The sequence below is a fragment of the Candidatus Kuenenbacteria bacterium genome (assembly GCA_012797775.1).
GTDB lineage: Bacteria > Patescibacteriota > Patescibacteriia > UBA2196 > GWA2-42-15 > JAAZMX01.
This window is the reverse complement of sequence record JAAZOM010000022.1, coordinates 1-17,201: the sequence shown is the minus strand read 5'-3', so window position 1 is coordinate 17,201 and position 17,201 is coordinate 1. Positions and strand designations below refer to the sequence as shown.

At 41.2% G+C, this 17,201-nt stretch carries 22 protein-coding genes, 1 tRNA gene and 3 pseudogenes; 2 read left to right on the top strand and 24 right to left on the bottom strand.

The genetic code is table 11. From position 1 onward, the window contains the following. Window positions 1–2: 2 nt before the first annotated feature. Both rfbD and GYA54_02930 read right to left on the bottom strand, forming a co-directional pair. Window positions 3–869, bottom strand: coding sequence for a dTDP-4-dehydrorhamnose reductase (rfbD, locus tag GYA54_02935; GenBank protein ID NMC51654.1), 867 nt, complete (start codon window positions 867–869; stop codon window positions 3–5). A 94-nt stretch (window positions 870–963) separates the two neighbouring features. Continuing rightward, entirely contained in the window at window positions 964–2,025 is a 1,062-nt protein-coding gene (locus GYA54_02930) for a glycosyltransferase family 4 protein (protein NMC51653.1), read from the bottom strand. Window positions 2,026–2,129: 104 nt separating this feature from the next. Here GYA54_02930 and GYA54_02925 point away from each other — a divergent pair, with 104 nt between their 5' ends. Then, on the top strand, window positions 2,130–2,744 hold the full coding sequence (locus tag GYA54_02925; protein NMC51652.1) for a class I SAM-dependent methyltransferase: 615 nt from the start codon (window positions 2,130–2,132) through the stop codon (window positions 2,742–2,744). Between the two features lie 204 nt (window positions 2,745–2,948). Here GYA54_02925 and GYA54_02920 read toward each other — a convergent pair. From GYA54_02920 to GYA54_02830, 19 genes and pseudogenes are all read right to left on the bottom strand, one after another. Next, window positions 2,949–3,365: pseudogene (locus GYA54_02920) on the bottom strand (hypothetical protein). A gap of 4 nt (window positions 3,366–3,369) precedes the next feature. Then, entirely contained in the window at window positions 3,370–4,269 is a 900-nt protein-coding gene (locus GYA54_02915; GenBank protein ID NMC51651.1) for an EamA family transporter, read from the bottom strand. Window positions 4,270–4,300: 31 nt separating this feature from the next. Further along, a complete protein-coding gene (locus GYA54_02910) occupies window positions 4,301–4,783 on the bottom strand; it encodes a spore coat protein (GenBank protein NMC51650.1) in 483 nt (160 codons plus the stop codon). Between the two features lie 11 nt (window positions 4,784–4,794). Next, a complete protein-coding gene (locus GYA54_02905) occupies window positions 4,795–5,559 on the bottom strand; it encodes a GNAT family N-acetyltransferase (protein NMC51649.1) in 765 nt (254 codons plus the stop codon). Beyond that, a complete protein-coding gene (locus GYA54_02900) occupies window positions 5,540–5,746 on the bottom strand; it encodes a hypothetical protein (protein NMC51648.1) in 207 nt (68 codons plus the stop codon). The genes GYA54_02905 and GYA54_02900 overlap by 20 nt, the downstream gene beginning before the upstream one ends. 22 nt (window positions 5,747–5,768) lie before the next feature. Beyond that, window positions 5,769–6,386, bottom strand: coding sequence for a hypothetical protein (locus GYA54_02895; protein ID NMC51647.1), 618 nt, complete (start codon window positions 6,384–6,386; stop codon window positions 5,769–5,771). 77 nt (window positions 6,387–6,463) lie between these two features. Next, window positions 6,464–8,089, bottom strand: a complete 1,626-nt coding sequence (locus tag GYA54_02890; GenBank protein ID NMC51646.1) for a hypothetical protein — start codon at window positions 8,087–8,089, stop codon at window positions 6,464–6,466. A gap of 226 nt (window positions 8,090–8,315) precedes the next feature. Beyond that, window positions 8,316–9,326, bottom strand: a complete 1,011-nt coding sequence (locus GYA54_02885; protein NMC51645.1) for a hypothetical protein — start codon at window positions 9,324–9,326, stop codon at window positions 8,316–8,318. A gap of 157 nt (window positions 9,327–9,483) precedes the next feature. Further along, window positions 9,484–9,927 carry a 30S ribosomal protein S9 gene (gene rpsI / locus GYA54_02880; GenBank protein ID NMC51644.1) on the bottom strand — a complete coding sequence of 148 codons (444 nt, stop codon included), beginning with the start codon at window positions 9,925–9,927 and terminating at the stop codon, window positions 9,484–9,486. Window position 9,928: 1 nt separating this feature from the next. After that, entirely contained in the window at window positions 9,929–10,291 is a 363-nt protein-coding gene (gene rplM, locus GYA54_02875; protein ID NMC51643.1) for a 50S ribosomal protein L13, read from the bottom strand. A 4-nt stretch (window positions 10,292–10,295) separates the two neighbouring features. Beyond that, entirely contained in the window at window positions 10,296–10,646 is a 351-nt protein-coding gene (rplQ, locus tag GYA54_02870; protein ID NMC51642.1) for a 50S ribosomal protein L17, read from the bottom strand. A 3-nt stretch (window positions 10,647–10,649) separates the two neighbouring features. Continuing rightward, window positions 10,650–11,510, bottom strand: coding sequence for a DNA-directed RNA polymerase subunit alpha (rpoA, locus tag GYA54_02865; protein NMC51641.1), 861 nt, complete (start codon window positions 11,508–11,510; stop codon window positions 10,650–10,652). Between the two features lie 23 nt (window positions 11,511–11,533). Next, window positions 11,534–12,166 carry a 30S ribosomal protein S4 gene (gene rpsD / locus GYA54_02860; GenBank protein NMC51640.1) on the bottom strand — a complete coding sequence of 211 codons (633 nt, stop codon included), beginning with the start codon at window positions 12,164–12,166 and terminating at the stop codon, window positions 11,534–11,536. A 98-nt stretch (window positions 12,167–12,264) separates the two neighbouring features. Next, window positions 12,265–12,681, bottom strand: coding sequence for a 30S ribosomal protein S11 (gene rpsK / locus GYA54_02855; protein ID NMC51639.1), 417 nt, complete (start codon window positions 12,679–12,681; stop codon window positions 12,265–12,267). A gap of 51 nt (window positions 12,682–12,732) precedes the next feature. Beyond that, on the bottom strand, window positions 12,733–13,122 hold the full coding sequence (gene rpsM / locus GYA54_02850; GenBank protein NMC51638.1) for a 30S ribosomal protein S13: 390 nt from the start codon (window positions 13,120–13,122) through the stop codon (window positions 12,733–12,735). Between the two features lie 17 nt (window positions 13,123–13,139). Continuing rightward, on the bottom strand, window positions 13,140–13,253 hold the full coding sequence (rpmJ, locus tag GYA54_02845; GenBank protein NMC51637.1) for a 50S ribosomal protein L36: 114 nt from the start codon (window positions 13,251–13,253) through the stop codon (window positions 13,140–13,142). Between the two features lie 12 nt (window positions 13,254–13,265). Next, window positions 13,266–13,457 (bottom strand): translation initiation factor IF-1, encoded by a 192-nt coding sequence (gene infA / locus GYA54_02840; protein ID NMC51636.1) that lies wholly within the window; start codon window positions 13,455–13,457, stop codon window positions 13,266–13,268. Between the two features lie 282 nt (window positions 13,458–13,739). Next, window positions 13,740–14,414: a DNA alkylation repair protein gene (locus GYA54_02835; protein NMC51635.1), complete on the bottom strand. Its 675-nt coding sequence runs from the start codon at window positions 14,412–14,414 to the stop codon at window positions 13,740–13,742. Window positions 14,415–14,474: 60 nt separating this feature from the next. Then, a complete protein-coding gene (locus GYA54_02830; GenBank protein NMC51634.1) occupies window positions 14,475–14,963 on the bottom strand; it encodes a hypothetical protein in 489 nt (162 codons plus the stop codon). Window positions 14,964–15,304: 341 nt separating this feature from the next. Here GYA54_02830 and GYA54_02825 point away from each other — a divergent pair. Beyond that, window positions 15,305–15,394 (top strand) — tRNA-Ser (locus GYA54_02825). 515 nt (window positions 15,395–15,909) lie between these two features. On the opposite strand, the pseudogene GYA54_02820 reads toward GYA54_02825, so the two are convergent. From GYA54_02820 to GYA54_02810, 3 genes and pseudogenes are all read right to left on the bottom strand, one after another. Further along, a pseudogene (locus GYA54_02820) lies at window positions 15,910–16,047 on the bottom strand (hypothetical protein). A 411-nt stretch (window positions 16,048–16,458) separates the two neighbouring features. Then, window positions 16,459–16,971 (bottom strand): annotated as a pseudogene (locus GYA54_02815) (recombinase family protein). Further along, window positions 16,908–17,201 (bottom strand): hypothetical protein (locus tag GYA54_02810; GenBank protein ID NMC51633.1); only part of this gene is annotated, 294 nt, incomplete at its 5' end. The gene GYA54_02810 and the pseudogene GYA54_02815, both read right to left, overlap by 64 nt.

Genomic DNA, 17,201 nt, shown 5'->3' with positions numbered 1-17,201 from the left:
AATTATTGGAGATATCCTTTCTCTTGGAGATAGTCAGGAATGGTGGCGGCCCAAGGGCGCATAATATTTAAACCTAATTCTTTTAATTTTTTATTTTCCAAAACACAATATTTGGGTCTTTGGGCGGGCAATTGATATTCAGAAGTTTTAACCGGGATAATTTTGATATTGGGATCAATGTATTTCATCACTTCTCTCCCAAATTCATACCAACTACACTCCCACTCCGAGGTGGCATGGTAGAGACCAAAATGTTCGGTTTGCATCAACTGCCAACTTTGGCGGGCCAAATCCAAGGTATAGGTAGGGGTAAGAAATTGGTCATCAACAATTTTTAATTCGCCAGTTTCTTTACCTTTTTTAATAATTGATTCAATAAAATTGCCGCCTTTGCCTTCTGAGCCAGCGGTGCCAAAAAGGCCAGAAGTACGGATAATAAAATATTTTTGACAACGTTTAATGATTTCCTGTTCGCCCAATAATTTTGACTGGCCATATTGGTTGATTGGCGCGGGGTGGTCTTCTTCGGTGTAAGGGGTGCGGCGATCGTCCTCTCCTCCAAAAATATAATCACTACTGTAATGAACCAGAATACAATCTAATTCTAAACAAACATCAACCAAATTTTTTACGCCATAATAATTCACGGCTAGGGCTTCCTCGGGGAAATCTTCGGCCCGGTCAACTAGATTATAAGCAGCAGTATTAATAACTATGTCTGGTCTAATAGCTAATAATTGTTCGCGGACAAGATCTTTTTTGGTTAAGTCAAAATTAGGATAATCTAAATTAACCAAAAATTGAGCAGGAATAACTTTTTTGAAATCCGTACCGAGTTGTCCAGTGGAGCCAATAAGGGCAATTTTCATATTTTTATTTGGAAGTTTATCTTGAGCGTTAGCGAAAGATCCCACAAATAGAGCGGATTACGGTGGGATCCTTCGCCCCGATTCGCATCGGGGTTCAGGATAAATTACTATATAATCCTACAATTTTTTTGGCAAAGTCGGCCAAGTTGTGATGGGCGAGGACTTCATCGCGTAATTGTTTTTTAAACTCCTCTTTTTTTTGTTCTGATAAGCCCATCAATTCTTTAATCTTTTGGGTCAAGGTTTGGGGGTTGTCTTTGGTGGTGAATAATTCAGGCGGCAAAATATTTTTGTAAGCAATATTGCTCGTCAAGACTAGGCAACCAGCAGCCATAGCTTCCAAAACGGTTTTGTCCAAACTACCTGTATCACTCAAATTTAAAAATAAATCAGCTTGAGCTAAATGCTTTATTGTTTCAGCGTGAGGAATGCCGCCAAAAAAATTGATTTGGTTGCCCAGATTCATGTTCTCCACCATAGACTGAAGATTTTGGGAATAATGAAAACCAGCGGCCGTAGCTGGTGCGCCAATGATAGTTAATTTTATATTATCGACATTCTGTTCTTTTAATTCATAAACAGCCTTGATCATGGATTCAATATCTTTACTCGGTGAAATACGACCAATAGTCAAAATATTAAATTCTTCATTTGCTTTGAGTTTTGAATTTTGAATTTTGAATTTATTAGTGTTGATACCCTGCCCAATAACCCGCACTGGTTTTTTGGTTGGCATTCGAAAACCATCGGCTGACGAGGTGACAAATTCGGTCACGAAAAAATTCGCCAACTTTAAGCGCCAGTCAACAGTACCATGAGCATACCATTGAATTAATTTTTTGTGAGACAGCCAACTGGCAGGCCCAGCAAGAACCCCATAAATAGGCATCTGGTGGGCCAAGACGCCGTCACTTTTTTTGACAAGCTTGAATAATATTTTCTGCGCGCGGAAAAATTGCTTGATTTTTGAATGGCCTAATTCTTTGCCCAATGAAAAGATTTCAATGTTTTCCGGTAAGCCGCTGGTATCGCCTTTTTCTTGGCAAATAACTACTAATTTTTCTAGGTTTTGGGCTAATTCCAAAAGCCAGTCAGAAACAAAACTGGCCCGACTGTCTTGACTGTCAACTTTCCTTGTAAGCATTAAAAGCCGCATAAATTTGCTTAAATATCTTGAAAATTATAAACTTAAGGAGTAATTATATTGTATCTTAAATCTGGCCAAGAGACAAACCAGCCTTAATTAACCGACGAAACAATATGACTCCGTGGGATGAATTTTTTAATCAAAAAATAAAACAAATTTTCGAGGAGAAAAAAGAAATTTTGGATATTGGGGGCGGACTTAGGATCTTGGAAAATAAGGGCAACCGCTATAACCCCAATCGCGCCTGGATCAAAAAATATCTGGAGAGGGTGTATTATAAAATTTTAGACCCGGTGCCAGATTATAATCCGGATATTGTCGGTGATATACACGATCTGCCGCTAGGGGATAAATCTGTGGACGCTATAATTTGCATTGCTGTTTTGGAACATATTGAAAATCCGTTCAAGGCTTTTGAAGAAATGTATCGGGTCTTGAAGCCCGGCGGATATTGTTTTATTTATGTGCCTTTCCTCTATCGCTATCATGCAGAAAAGGGTTACTATGGTGATTTTTGGCGCTACACCGAAGATTCGTTAAAACATTTGGCCAAAAATTTTTCTTCCATAGAAATACAAAATGTGCGCTGGCCCCTAGAAACTTGGATATATTTGAGTCCCTTGGGTAAGAAAAAAATTTTTAATAAACTGGCCAGATGGTTGGATAAATTGGCACACAAACAAAAGTCCAAACAAACCAGCGGCTATAATGTTTTCCTGATTAAATAACCAATAAAAAAACACCCTTGAAAGATAACGGGGGTGTTTTTGGTTGATAAATTATTTTTTTCTAATCATTCTGACCAGTTCGGTGATTAAAATGGTGATTAAAGTTAAAACAATAAAAATAGCTAATATTTTCAGCCATTCAATAATGCTTTCAGCTATAGTGGATCTAACAGGTAAATAAAAAATGAAAGAAAAAATAAGGGCCACATAATAATCAACCGGCACACCAATGGCCCAGCGATCATGCCACCAGACATATTCGGATTTAAATTTTTTGAAGCCAAAGTGTGGATTGATAATAAACCATAGAAAATCTTCGATAAACATCCAGAAGGTTAAAAAAGATAAAACAACTAGCTCGGCCTTCCAACTCCAGCTGACTCCAAAAGCAAAAGGTAAGTGTAAAATAAAAATCCAAAAAACAATCAGGCCCAGATGATAGCCGGTCAGGGGTTTTTTAATTTTTAATATTTTCTTTAAACGTTCAATTTTCCCGTCGGCTCTGGGGCGCCAAACAGGCAACTTGGCAGCCCAGCCATGAGGGCCTTCGATTTGAACTTCAAGAAAAGCTTGGACTAAAGCTAAGAAAAAAATATGAATAGCCAACCAAAACAAAGACATGATTTTAGATTATAAAATATAAACCTAGACCAATCAAAATAATAGCAATTATTTTTTGAGTGATAATGGCTGGATTGAATGTTTCTTTTAAAATTTTGGGGCGATAATAAGTCAGATAAAGAACGGCCAGAAAGATAAAAACATATTGAGTGCCCTGCAGGGCTTGAACCAAAGAAACGGAGGCCAGAGACACGGCATATTGGATCAAAATAGCAGATGAACCGCCACAAGCTTGACCGAAAAGAAAACGGCTCTTGGCACCAGACATACCACCTCCTTTTGGTGGATGAAGCAAATCATAGCGATTTTTGGCCCACAACATGGGCATAATAGCGACAATGAAGGCACCGAGTCTGGTCCAAACAAAACCGGAAATAAATGGCTGATGATTGTAAACATCTTTGGTCAAGACATAGGAAAGTCCGAAAAGAAAAGCCGAGGGTAGGGCCAGCCAAAAAGCCCGACGCAGATGAGGGGCATGCCCCCGGCCAAAACTTAAGGAAACTACAAAGGTACCAACAATGATGAGAATAAAAGCAATAATTTGACGACCAAATAATCGCTCCCCCAAAAATAAATAAGCCAGCAGGAAGACAAAAACTGGAGTCAGCCCGCCGATCACTGGAGTGAGCCGAGAAGCGTCCTCTTTCTTAAGCCCAAAAAACATCAAGAATAAACCCAGAGCGAAAGTAGCGCCGGCGGCGAGGCTGACAATAAATTGGCTCAAGCCAGGCCACTTCAAGCCGAAGGGCAGAATAAAAACCATTAATACCGCTCCCAGAGCGGCAATATAAAAAGTATAAACAAAAGGATTTTTTATATCGCGCTTGAGCAAGGTCTTGTCAATGACCATGGCAATGGCGTTCAAAAAATAGGCGATGAGGGTGATTAATAACCAACTCATAAGAATAATTTTAAATTTCTAATTTTTAATTCTATTGGTATTTTCCCCAATCAAAACCAATCTGGGGATCATCGTAGGGAATCCGTTCTTCGTCAGGATTGTCCTTATTATAAACTTCGGTCACGTGATAAAAAAGCATAGCTGACTCATCACCAAGCACTTTGTAGCCATGGGCTACGCCAACAGGAATTAAAATTAATTTATAATCCCCTGCTCCGGCTCCTATAACCTGGGTCTCACCCTTGGTCGGTGAATCGTCCCGCAGATCATGCAAGACCACAATAACTTTGCCGGTAGCAAAAAACCATAAATCATCTTGGAGCTTGTGCCAATGGAAAGCCTTGATCGTACCTGGATAAGCTAGAGTGAAAATGCTTTGGCCGAATTTTTTTAAAAGCCCTTCATCGGCGCGTAAAACCTCGGCCAAAAAACCCGGTTCTTTGACCACTTCTTCGCCTTCTTTGTGCACATCTGGGTGGATCTTTAATTCTTTTATTTTTACGCCGTCAATCATATTATTATAAATTAATCTTTAACAAATACAATACAATTTTTATTAATTGGTTGTTCTTTTTCGTTCCGAAAATTTTCTGGCATCAACAAATAAACCCCCCGATAACCCTTGGCTATAATTTTATTAACAACATCAGGGTCGTCAGCTGGAACCAATATTTCTTTTTGGGTGTTTTGCTGGTCTATTTTCTCAATTATACCAATCCCACCAGTTAAAACTTTGTCTACCCAGTTAACAGCCGCCTCGCCAGATGACGCTGTCAGATCTTTTCTAAATTTATAACCGGCCTCGCTTTTCCAGCGATTAATCCCATTTAATATATAACCGGCTTTTAATCTCAAGGCAATACTGGGCATATTATCAACAGCAACTATGGTGGCTATTGATTCCCGACCGGCAGATCTAGCTATTTTTTCTTGCGCTAGAGCTAATTGCAAACCTATGCCACGACCACGATAACTAGGATCCACCAAAGTACCATCAGCCCAGGCTTCCTTGCTGTCTGGCAAAAGATCACTGACCGTCGTGCTCCCTATGATTTTATCACCGTCACGAATCAAAACAACAGCCTTTTTTCTATCGGCTATTTCCCTTGCTAATTTTTTAATCCTTAATTCTAATGGGGCCTTAGTATCTTCACGTCTAAAATTATTACTTGTTTCAAATATAAGGTATTGCGCAAGGCTATTAACATCACCTGAATCGGTGACAGAGAGTGCTAGCCCGGTCTTATCAACATTGGTTTCGCGAGCAATGTCAGCCTCTCGTATCATCATGGTTGCTGCTATAATTAATCATAATATTTATCACTCCGATTACAATCACCGAGAGTAATAATAAGTTTAAATCAAAGTAATTGGAAACCAACCCTTCTTTTAGTAATTCTAGCACAAAATAAACCAGCCAGATAAGGAGCGAAATATAGAATAGAGCATTGATCAGTTTTTTGAAAAATTCTCTCATATCTTTAGTAGCTAGTTACGAGTTACTGAAAAATAATTTTTAATCTAGAAAACAAGATGAATTCTTTTGCTCTTTCGATAAAATCCGGCCAAGCGGTAATCGGTTTTTTTATAAATTCTATTTCTATTTTTTTAAAAATAATCTCCTGCCTAGAGGTGTCCATATTTGGCGAAGAAACTAGAAAGCGCAAACGATTATTATCTAGCTTGGAAGATTGAATATTATAATCAGCGACGCCGACCTGCCAATTGTTTTCGGTGCGGATATAATTAATATCTTTTAATTGCCACTGCCAGGCGGATAAATCAATGGCTGGACCAATTTGCAATTTTGTTTCAGATTTTTTTTGATACCAGACGGTCAGCCTGGCCTCATTAAATCTTTGTGGCAGGCGGATGTCAAAATAAACCGGGTCAATGACCATTTTTTGTTGGCAATATTTGTCGCCGCCCATTTTAATTTTTTCTATAGCCAAAACCCGGCCATGCGGCGACCAGGAAGAAGCGAACGGATTTAAATCACAAAAATCATAGTTAGTAATCAAGCGGCCACTAGGGACAAGGTCTTTGTATATTAAAAAGCCCAGAAAGATGATGGGGGCGGCAATTAAGATAAATCTTATGTATTTATAGATGGGCATAATAATTCTTTTGGTAACTAGTAACTCGTAATTAGTAACTAGCACAAGGGATAATTTTACTTTTTGCGAGTTACAAGTTACTGTATTTGTCTAATTTTTTTAATCTTATAAAGTCTATCATTGCCAAAAACCTTTTGCCCCTCGACAATTTCCAATCCATATGGAGCAAATTGCAAGCGCGAGATGGAATCAACGTCTCTGGGATTGGCGTAGGAATAATAATAGACATCTCTGATTTTTGACAAGGTGGCGACTGATTCATAATCAATAGGGACAGCTAGTTCGGTAATTAAAAGAGTGCGTTCGGGGAAAAATATTTTATCCGCCTGTTTGTAGACGAGGACGATATCTTCTGGCCCGACCATTTTATTAACAATGGCTGATTTAACACGAGTTTCGTTTAGGTTTTTTAAAAGAAACAAACTTTCGTCACTCTGGCGCAAAAGCACATTGATCGTGGGCATAAATATGCAAAGGCAAGCGGCAAAAGAAAAAATTGACTGATAAAAAATTTTTCTTTTTTGGAGCGGAGTCAAAAAATTGGCGAGCTGCCAGATAATAGTAGCGACAAACGGCAAGGTAACAATATAAATCGGCAGCCAATAACGCAGATAAGAAGTACCAAGCGAGAGAGTCTCCCGGTCAATGCGATCAGTGATCGCCCAAGAACCATAAAAAATCAATAAATAAGCAGTGAGCAGTAAGCAATAAGCGAGATAAGCGATTCTTTTTTTATAATTGATTTTAATAATATGAGTCGGGAGAATCGCGAAGAGGAAAGCGCCAAGAAAATAAAGTGCGCCCCAAATCGGAAAAAGCTGATAAAGATAATTGAAACCGTTGGTGAGAATGGAACCGGGATGAATGCCAAAGGGGGTGACAAAAATCTGGAATAAAACACCAGCACTAGCCAAGCCGCCAATAGATACAGCATCACTCACGGCGCGATAACCAGCAGAGATAAGTGAACCGTAAAGAATCTGATTGTGATAGAATAAGGCGATAATGGGGATCGTTCCAGCGGCCAAAAATAAAAGAAAACCGGGCCAATAGATCCTTTTAAAGTGAAAAATGAAAATAAAAAAAATAGTTAAGGCGGCCCAAACAATTTCTGAAGTGCGAGTGAATAGAGCGAAGCTGATCAAAAGACCGGAGAGGAAATATAACATTAGTTTTGGATTGTTGATTTTTGATTTTTGATTTGGGGCTTGGGATTTGGAATTTGGGCTAGGAGCTTCCGCCAGAACCTTCCATAAAAAATAAACCCCCATAATCAACAAACTGGTGAACAGTACGTTATGGTACATACCTCGGCAGGAATAATAAAACCAAGCTGGAGTAAAAGCCAAGAGCGTTGCGGGAATAAGAGCGACAGGGGTAGAATTAAAAATCTTTTTTAGTAATAAATAAAAAAAGAAAATCCCGAGCGCGGAAAAAAATGGCGTTAAATAGGGAACGACTCCGAGGCCGAGGATTTTGGCGAGGGAACCATAAATAAAAATCAAACCTAGAAAAGAGCCGGGTACGTTTTTGCCATCAATAACATTGATGCTTCTCGGGTGGATAAGGTTGTTGCCTGGACCATTTAACTCTTCAAAATAATAAAGCGGCTGGCCTTGGGCCAGTCTTTTGGCCCAAAAATAATTGGCGGTCTCGTCCGGGGAAGAAAATTTTGGATTGTCCCCTGCCCCGTCTGGGTGCATAACCAGTAGATTGAAATGAGCGTAAATACAAAAAAAGGCCAAGCAAAATAAGCCTAAAAATATGGCTGTTTTGTATTTTTTGAGCCAGTTAAGCATGCTTTAATTATGGCGGAAAAACGAGGATAAAGCAAGATAAGTAGAAAGCTGGGCAAGCGAGGTAAGTAAAATAAGAATAAAAAAACGCTCAACTTAGTGTTGAGCGTCCACCACAATATATTACCACAATTTATTTTCGGACTAGACCCTCCACGGTCTCCCACATCTCTCGGTGGCCTTTATCTCTCATCCAGGCCATCCATTCGATGCCCCAGAGAAAAATTGGCCCTTTGAAGCCAGCTTGTCGAACAGCTTCCAGATTCTGCCGAAGCTTCTCTGGGTTCATGCTTTTGGCAGACTCCTCTGGGGAGAGCGACCTGTTATCCTTTGGACCCCAGGGTTCGCCTTGGCCTTCAACCATCCAGACTGACTTGCCTCCGATGAACTGGCTGATCGTCTCGGCCTGGAACCATGGGCCACATAAAAAATTCCCAATAAAAAAACGAAAGAATTTTTTGTAAAGCCAGCGGTTGGGGAAATAGCCCAACCAACTGTTGTAAACTACCCCATAATAACTCACGCCCAAAATATCTGCATTTTCGGCGGCGTCATTGTAATTTCCAAAATCGCCTGGGTCAGTGACGATAATAGGCCGGCAAAGATGATCATACTTTTCAACGATGGAAATTTCAGCGGCCAGAAAATTTTGCTGATCATCAAACCTCTTCTGCCAGAACTCCTTCCCTTCACCAAAACTGGACAAAGGCTCATTTTCGACCTGAAAATGGGTTATCCGATGGTCGTCGGAATAATGCGAAATTACCCCCTCTATGTACCGGATGAGCTTTTGCCGGAATTCCTCCTCTGGCAACTGCTTAGCCCATTCGGGAATGTGGTACTCGGGCCATCTCGGAACCTTGCGCCCGAGGCATAATATAACGGTTTCGGCCCCGTATTTTTCCATGATCTCGAGCTGCCACTCCAGACTGCTGAAATCGAACTGGCCGCTGGAGTCTGGTTGACACCAGTTCCAGTGGATTATCAGGCGTAAGTCCTTTATCCCCGCTTGTGCTGCTTGTTCCAGCACCGCCTTGGCCTTGGTCTCGTCGCCATCGTATAACCATAAGGCGTGTGGGTATGAATATGTCACCCCGATTTCCTGTGACGGGCTGCCAAAAGCAAGCACCAACAGCAGAAACACGATCCATTTCATTTTCATGATTACACCCTCCTGTTTTTTTATAGCACTTTTTAAGGGTTATTTACTTTTTGTTTGAATTGAGTAACCCTATAAAAAAATGGGGGCGTTGTCAAATAAAAACCCCCGATGTACATCGGGGGTGTCGGAAAATATTGCATTATCTCTTAGCCCACTGGGGAGCTCTTCTGGCTCTTTTTAAGCCTGGCTTCTTTCTTTCTTTGGCTCTAGGATCGCGGGTGACATAGCCAGCAGCGCGGAGAGCGGGCTTGAAATTTTCAGTCATTTTGATTAGAGCTCTGGCAATACCCAAGCGGCAGGCTTCGGAACTAGCTTTCATGCCTCCGCCGACGACTTTTATCTCAGCATCTATTTTGCCCGTCAAACCAACCGATTCGAAAGGCAGTTCTAAATTTTCAGCATAAAGAGGATATCTGTAAAAAGATTTATATTCTTTGCCGTTGACAACTAGCTTGCCGGTACCATTCTCAAAAAGTTTAACCTTGGCAATGGCGGTCTTGCGGCGACCAAGTCCATAATAATATTTGCCAGTAGCGGCCGTTTCTCTTTTGATTTCTGGTTTGTCTGTTTTTTTGATAACCATATTATTTTATAATCAATCTCTTCATAATTTCTGGGCGGAGTTTGTTGCCGGGCAACATATGATAAACTGCGCGGCGCAGAACTTCGGCCCAGCCCTTGTCGGCGACGACTGCTTTCATTTTGGTTTTTTTCAAACCGCCTGGCCGGGTAGAACCTTTGTAATAAATCTTGTCATTGAATTTGTTACCAGTAACTTTTATTTTGTCAACATTTTCTACCACCACTTTGTCACCCAAATCTATATGACGCTCAAACTCCGGTTTGTGTTTGCCACGCAAAAGAACGGCTATCTGACTGGCCAAACGACCGAGTACTTTGCCAGAAGCATCAATAACGTGTTCTTGTCTTTTGATTTCTTTTTTCATAAAATTATACAAATTCTATAATAGCCATTTCTGAGCCATCCCCTCGACGAGCACCTAGTTTTATAATGCGTAAATAACCACCCTTTCTTTCTAAATACTTTGGACCAGTGACTTCTAGGAGTTTCTTGACTGGTTTTTCTTTGGCTAAAGCACTGATCAACAAACGACGGCTGGCCAAGTCATTTTTCTTGGCTCGAGTTACCAGTTTTTCCACCATGGGCTTCAAAACTTTGGCTTTGGACAAAGTAGTAGTAATTTTCTCGTGTACAATTAAAGAAATAGCCATGCTCCGCATGAGGGCTTTTCTTGAACCGACGTTTCTACCAAGTTTGGTGCGTTGTTTTTGGTGTCTCATAAATTATTTATTTTCTTCTTTTTTGGGCCGGCCCCTTTTCTTTTTGGCCTGTGGCTCAGTTGACTCATCTTCGGATAACTCCTCTGATTCAATTGTGTCCCCTTTTGCCGGCTCAGTTTTATCTAATTCTACAGCCACCTCAACTTTTTCTTTTTTGGGTGGCTTGGCCCCAACAACTAGGGAATCAAATTGATTTTTTAGGATAGAAACGGCCATTTCAAAAGCCTCCTTGCAAGTAACGGTGCCGTTGGTCTCCAAAGAAATAATTAGTTTATCCCAGTTGGTCATCTCGCCGACGCGCACATTTTCCGTTTTAACGTTGACATGGTTGATGGGGGTAAAAATAGAATCAATGGCCATATGACCAATATCCAAAACTCCGGTTGGGCGATTTTCGGTGGGCAGATAACCCATACCATTTTCCACAATACATTCAAGGTCAAAACTGGCGGCTTTGTCTGTCAGAGTAGCTAGATGAAGATTTTTATTGGCGATAACAACCTGGCTAGGGCAGTCAAAGTCACCGGCGGTAATTTTTCCTTCACCAGTTTTTCTGATAGTGATTTTGAGTGGCTCATCAGGATTATCATTTTCTCCTTCAATTTTCAGGTTTACCTGCTTCAAATTTAAAATAATATCTACAATATCTTCTTTGACATACGGCAAGGTGGAAAACTCATGGTCAACTCCCTTTATTTTAATAGAGCTGATGGCGGCACCAGGAATGGAAGAGAGTAAAACGCGCCTCAGGGCGTTACCAATAGTCAAACCATAACCCGGGTAAAGAGGTTCAATCACAAAATCACCTCGAAAATCGGTTTCTTTTTTGAACTCGATATTACTAGGCGTGGGTATAGTTTGCATAATAAAAATTTAATAGTAATTTTTTATCTTGAATAAAACTCTATGGTGAGAGTGGCATCGGCCAATAAACCCAACTCTTCAGTGGAGGGAGAGTCAACAACCACGGCTTCCGGTTTGGAGGTGTCAAAAGACAACCAAGCAGGAATATTTTTGCCAGCAGATTCTTTTAAAGAACGGGCAAGGAGGCCGTTGTTCTTGCTTTTCTCCCGAACAGTAATAACATCTTTGGTCTTTGTCTCATAAGAAGGGATATTGATCTTGTTACCATTGACCATAAAATGTCCATGGGAAACCAATTGTCTAGCCTGATCTCTGGAAGTGGCTAGGCCTAGTCGATAGATAACATTATCAAACCGGCTCTCCAACAAAACCAAGAGGTTGCTACTAGCGTCGCCTTTCATCTTGCCAGCTTTGAGAAAAAGATTGTGAAATTGTTTTTCTCTCAAGCGATACATTTTTTTGATTTTTTGTTTGGCAATCAACTGGCGTCCGTATTCACTACCGCGATGGGTGTAGCCTTTGGGCCCATGCATACCCGGCGGATAATTGCGTCTGACAATCCCGCTTTTGCTGGTCAAATCCCGATCGCCTTTGAGGAAAAGCTTTTCTCCAATGCGGCGACTTTGTCTATCTTTTGGTCCTATATCTCTACCCATAAATCTTTTACTTGTTTTATCCTGAACGAAGTGAGAGTCTCGTAAATTGACTTGGTGCGAGACTCTTCGCTGCGCTCAGAGTAAATGCTTATTAATTATTAAATGCGCCTCGGCTTTTTGGGGCGGCAACCATTGTGTGGCACAGGGGTGACGTCCTTGATACTAGCAATCTGCACACCATAAGTAGCTAAAGCACGTATTGCCCCTTCTCTGGCCGGGCCGATGCCCTTTATCAAAACATCAACCTCTTTGATACCATAATCTTTACATTTGTCTATAACTTCTTTGACCACTACGCCGGCCGCATAAGGGGTAGCCTTTTTGGCACCCTTAAAACCGCACTTACCAGCAGAAGACCAGGCCAAAACACTACCGTTCTGATCAGTAATGGAAACAATTGTATTGTTGTAAGTTGATTGTATGTGAGCCTGACCACGGCCCTTGAGGAGCCGCGGAACCACTTTTTTCTTTCTGTTTTTCTTGGCCGGAGCCTTGGCCTCTGACGCCTCTGGCATGGTCGCCTCAGCAGTATTATTTTCCATAGTTATACATTAAATAAAATAATTTTATGTCTTTTGAGCGGCTGGTTTTTTACCAGATCCGGCGGTATGACGGACATTGCCACGGACGGTGCGAGAATTGGTCTTGGTGCGCTGACCACGAACCGGCAACCTTCTGGAGTGCCTGACTCCACGATAACAATTTATTTCTTTTAGTCTTTTGATATTCGAGAGAATTTCTCTCTTGAGCTCACCCTCAGTCCTAATATCTGCCTCAATAATTTTTTTGAGTTGGTTGGACTCTGCTTCGGAGAGATTTTTGCATTTCATATTGGGATCCAGCCCCAGTCGCTCAATAATCTTTTTGGAGGTCGTGCGGCCAATTCCAAATATATAGGTCAAGCCAATCTCGAGCCTTTTTTCATTGGGTAAATTTACACCAGCGATTCTAGCCATAAAAAAATATTTAAAAATTATCCCTGCCTCTGTTTATGCTTGGGGTTTTTGCAGATAACACGCACTCTCTTCTTGCGTCGTATAATCTGGCAATCACGGCAGATTTTTTTTACTGAAGCACGAACTTTCATATTTGAATTATTTTAATAACGGTAAACTATCCTGCCCTTGGCGAGGTCATAAGGAGAAACTTCTACCTTGACCCGATCGCCAGTTAAAAGCATGATGTTATTCATGCGCATCTTGCCGGAAAGGTGGCCAAATATTTCTTGGCCATTATCCAATTTTATCTTGAAGCTGGCGGCTGGCAAAAGCTCTATTATTTCACCTTCCATCTCAATAAAACCTTTGCGGTTGACACCAAGCTGGCTTGGGGCAGTATTTTGATCTTGGTTTAACACTCTTGTTTGATAAATTTTAATTTTTAAGATGTTTTGCCCTAAAGGGTAAAACAAAATTAGGTAGCTAGTGCTACGCTAACGCATTTGGCAACTAATTAGTATTAAAAATAAGACTAATGTTGATAAAATGCCTAAAATTAACTATTTTAATATACCTTTTTATTATACAAGGTTTTGAAAATATGTCAACTTTGACAGGCAAATAACTTATTATAATTATTTTTTGGCTAATTTGTAGGATTTTACCCGCAGTTCACGCAAGGCATCAGCAGCTATCCATTTGGAAGTTGGGGAATCTATTTTTTGGATTTCCTCGCATAATTTTATAACCCTGATGCTTAAATAATGACTCCTCTTGCCAATCTGACGCAGGGCCCAATTGACGGCTTTTTTGACAAAATTGCGATTGTCGATTGCCTCTTTTTTGAGATAGGGAAAAAATTTCAGAAATTCTTTGTCAGCAGCTTTTTTATCATGAACAGCCAAAACAGCCATGAGGACAAAGCCGGCGCGTTTAACAAACTCTCCTCTCCTTTGGCTCCATTCAATAGCCTTGGGCCAAGCAAAGGGCGTCTTGCCAAAAAGGTTGAGGCAGACCTGGTCGCAAACATCCCAGGAGTCAAAATCTTTAACCCAACTTTCCATTTGTCTGGCGCCAACAAGCTGGGGCTCGCCGATAAGAGCAGCTAGAATTCTTGCTTCATGAATTTTGGCTTGCCAGAGCTCTTTTGATAATTTCTGGTCCTTGCCAATAATTTTGGCCAGTGAACGCAAAACAGGCATACTAACACCAAGTGTATTTTTTGGATTGATACCAAAGCGGGCCATACCCTCAACATTTTTACGGCTGGCGTGTTTTTTAATTTCATTTATAATCTGCTCAAAGGTCATAAGGTATTAATCTATTAATCAAAAAGGCAAGGCTTGTGCCTTGCCCAAGAAAAATAAAATTTAAATTTTTAGAATCCGGCCCATGGCCTCAGAGAAGGGCTCGGCCTCTTGATCTAAATCTTCTTCTAAATATTGTCGGAGGAAAGCGCGGATATCCACGGGGTTCTCTTCACCGATCGGGATGCTCAAAATCGGCTTGGTATTAGACATAAAGACAAAAAAGATCTTTTTGACTGTTGGCGGTTCATAAATAATCCAAAAATTTTTGATATCTTTGTACTTATAGTGTTTCTCCCCCAATTTTATACCTTCATGGTCGATAATAAATTCTATCGGCCGTGGCTCACTGTGGTGATTGATAAACATAACCATAATCACCATAATAATAATGAGGGCGAATAGCCAATTACTCGTCAAAAGCGCATAGACAAACAAAAAAGCGGCAATTAGGCCAGCGATAATATACCAACGTCGGCTACGTTCATGCTTTTCATGCTCGGGGAAAGACCAAGAAAGGGGTTCCATTGTTTTCTGTTGATCCTCGGTCATATTTTTAAAATTAATTATTCTTTTTTAATTTTATCATAAAATAGCAAAAAATGCCAAAAGTACCTTTGACTTTTTGGCCAAAATTAAATATAGTATTAAGTATAATGCATCAAGTATTATGGGAATACTACAGCTGGGCGAGGCTGGAGCAAGTTTCTCCCCACAATACATAATACTTAATACTTATCCCATTATAATATGTTTTAACATGGAGAGGTGGCTCGGTGACTGAAAGCCGTGAACACTGCCCAGGGTCGTGTTCACGCCTGCTAAGTTGTTGACCCTTCACGGGGTCCGAAGATAATTGACCAAAAAAATAAATAACCTTAATTTTTAAACATGGAGAGGTGGCTGAGTGGCTGAAAGCAGCAACCTGCTAAGTTGTTGACCCTTCACGGGGTCCGAGGGTTCGAATCCCTCCCTCTCCGCCAATAGAAACTTCAGCGTTTGAAAGCATTGCTCCGCGCGGCCGCGAGGCGGCCGCGCTCCGCAAAATGATTCCCCGCTTCGCGGCGAAATGGCTGGCTGGGCAAAAATCAAAGACGGCGGATTTGTTACGAACCCGAGGGTTCGTTCCGATTTTTTGAACAAATGTTTTGATTTGGTGGAAATTATCCGACTTGGCCAAAAAATCGGCCTGTTTCGTATCTAAAATCCACTCCCGCAGGGGTTCGACCCAATTTTTTCTCCTGCTTTCAAAATCTTTCTTCTTTTGCTCCAAAACGGCAGAAGCGAGCAAAATTTCATCTTTCTTTTTGAGATAAGTCTGTTTTGGAATGTTGCCATCAAGATAAGTGGAAACTAACTTTTCCATTTTCGCTTCTGCCGTTTTGATATTTTCGGAAAGATTTTGAACCTCGCTTTGCGACGACGAATTCTCCTCGCATTCCCATTCTTTTACGCGCTCCAACATCCAATCGGTCATTTCGTCGCAAAGCGAGATTGTTTGAAGCCGTGATTTGATTTGCCGCGCCAACTCCGCTTCTTGTATATATGGTTGCGAACAGCGGCCGCGCTTTTTAGAACAGCGATAGTAGCGATATTTTGTGCCCCAGCGATTGACCGCCCATTGCGCAGAAATCATACTGCCACACTCCGCGCAACGAAATAATCCGGTAAACGGAAAATCGTGTTTTGCGCGGCGGTGGAGTGGCCGCTCTTTCGTTTTCAAAATTTTCTGCACGGCTTCAAACAATGCGGGAGAAATAATTGGCTCAAAGCTTCCATCAAACCATTCTCCTTTATGTTTTAGAAAGCCAAGATACGCTTTGTTAGTTAAAAGCCGTTTGATGGAAACTTTGGCAAGTGACGTTCGGTTTTTAGAAACAACGCCGAGATCCGCCAAAAATTGCGCCAAAGAAACAAAAGAATATCCGCCTTTCGCGTATTCCTCAAAAGCTAATTTTACGATTCGCGCTTCGGTTGGGTGCGGTTCAATGTTGCGTTTTATCGGATTGTTTTGATAACCGAAAGGCGCGAGACCTAACCATTCTTTTCTTCGCAATTTTTGGCGGATTCCTCGCTTAATATTTTCAGCGAGATTGTCTGAATAATACTTGCTTTGCCCGAACGCCACTTGCAACATAAAGAGCCCCTGCGGGGTTGGTTCAAACCAAAATGTCGAAAAGCGCAAAGAAAGAATTTTGTGCGTGTCCACGGCGTAAATAATCCTGCCGCCATCAATACTATTTCGCGCAAGGCGGTCAGGATGCCACGCCAAAATTCCCACGCCGTCAGATTTTTCCACTTTTGCCATCATTTCGCCAAAAATTTCTCGCCCAGGTGTCTTTGCGCTTTTCGACTCTTGAAATTCCTCAAGAATTTCAAAATTTTCTCTACGAGCATATTCTCGTAACTCAAATAATTGAGCTTCAATACTCATAACTTGTCGGTCATCATCTTCCGTTGATTTACGAGCGTAGAGAAAATATTTTGGTTTGATATTCATATTGTTTTTAGATACGAAACAGACAAATACGCCGTCTTTGATTTTTGCCCAGCCAGCCATTTCGCCGCGAAGCGGGGAACCATTTTGCGGAGCGCGGCCGCCTCGCGGCCGCGCGGAGCAATGCTTTCAAACGCTGAAGTTTCTATTGGCGGTGATATTTTACACTTTGCGCGAACCTTTTTTGAACGAAACGGCAACTGATTCGCCCCGCTACCGCTCGCTAACGCTCGCCAGCCAGCAAAAAAGTTTTCCCTGCTTTTCTTTTGCGCGCGCCGGATTTTTTCTTCTAG

Bases quoted from the DNA above. Each gene is read 5' to 3' on its own strand.
- rfbD (NMC51654.1), bottom strand. From the start codon at position 869: ATGAAAATTGCCCTTATTGGCTCCACTGGACAACTCGGTACGGATTTC.
- GYA54_02930 (NMC51653.1), bottom strand. From the start codon at position 2,025: ATGCGGCTTTTAATGCTTACAAGGAAAGTTGACAGTCAAGACAGTCGG.
- GYA54_02925 (NMC51652.1), top strand. From the start codon at position 2,130: ATGACTCCGTGGGATGAATTTTTTAATCAAAAAATAAAACAAATTTTC.
- GYA54_02915 (NMC51651.1), bottom strand. From the start codon at position 4,269: ATGAGTTGGTTATTAATCACCCTCATCGCCTATTTTTTGAACGCCATT.
- GYA54_02910 (NMC51650.1), bottom strand. From the start codon at position 4,783: ATGATTGACGGCGTAAAAATAAAAGAATTAAAGATCCACCCAGATGTG.
- GYA54_02905 (NMC51649.1), bottom strand. From the start codon at position 5,559: ATGATGATACGAGAGGCTGACATTGCTCGCGAAACCAATGTTGATAAG.
- GYA54_02900 (NMC51648.1), bottom strand. From the start codon at position 5,746: ATGAGAGAATTTTTCAAAAAACTGATCAATGCTCTATTCTATATTTCG.
- GYA54_02895 (NMC51647.1), bottom strand. From the start codon at position 6,386: ATGCCCATCTATAAATACATAAGATTTATCTTAATTGCCGCCCCCATC.
- GYA54_02890 (NMC51646.1), bottom strand. From the start codon at position 8,089: ATGCACCCAGACGGGGCAGGGGACAATCCAAAATTTTCTTCCCCGGAC.
- rpsI (NMC51644.1), bottom strand. From the start codon at position 9,927: ATGGTTATCAAAAAAACAGACAAACCAGAAATCAAAAGAGAAACGGCC.
- rplM (NMC51643.1), bottom strand. From the start codon at position 10,291: ATGAAAAAAGAAATCAAAAGACAAGAACACGTTATTGATGCTTCTGGC.
- rplQ (NMC51642.1), bottom strand. From the start codon at position 10,646: ATGAGACACCAAAAACAACGCACCAAACTTGGTAGAAACGTCGGTTCA.
- rpoA (NMC51641.1), bottom strand. From the start codon at position 11,510: ATGCAAACTATACCCACGCCTAGTAATATCGAGTTCAAAAAAGAAACC.
- rpsD (NMC51640.1), bottom strand. From the start codon at position 12,166: ATGGGTAGAGATATAGGACCAAAAGATAGACAAAGTCGCCGCATTGGA.
- rpsK (NMC51639.1), bottom strand. From the start codon at position 12,681: ATGCCAGAGGCGTCAGAGGCCAAGGCTCCGGCCAAGAAAAACAGAAAG.
- rpsM (NMC51638.1), bottom strand. From the start codon at position 13,122: ATGGCTAGAATCGCTGGTGTAAATTTACCCAATGAAAAAAGGCTCGAG.
- rpmJ (NMC51637.1), bottom strand. From the start codon at position 13,253: ATGAAAGTTCGTGCTTCAGTAAAAAAAATCTGCCGTGATTGCCAGATT.
- infA (NMC51636.1), bottom strand. From the start codon at position 13,457: ATGGAAGGTGAAATAATAGAGCTTTTGCCAGCCGCCAGCTTCAAGATA.
- GYA54_02835 (NMC51635.1), bottom strand. From the start codon at position 14,414: ATGACCTTTGAGCAGATTATAAATGAAATTAAAAAACACGCCAGCCGT.
- GYA54_02830 (NMC51634.1), bottom strand. From the start codon at position 14,963: ATGACCGAGGATCAACAGAAAACAATGGAACCCCTTTCTTGGTCTTTC.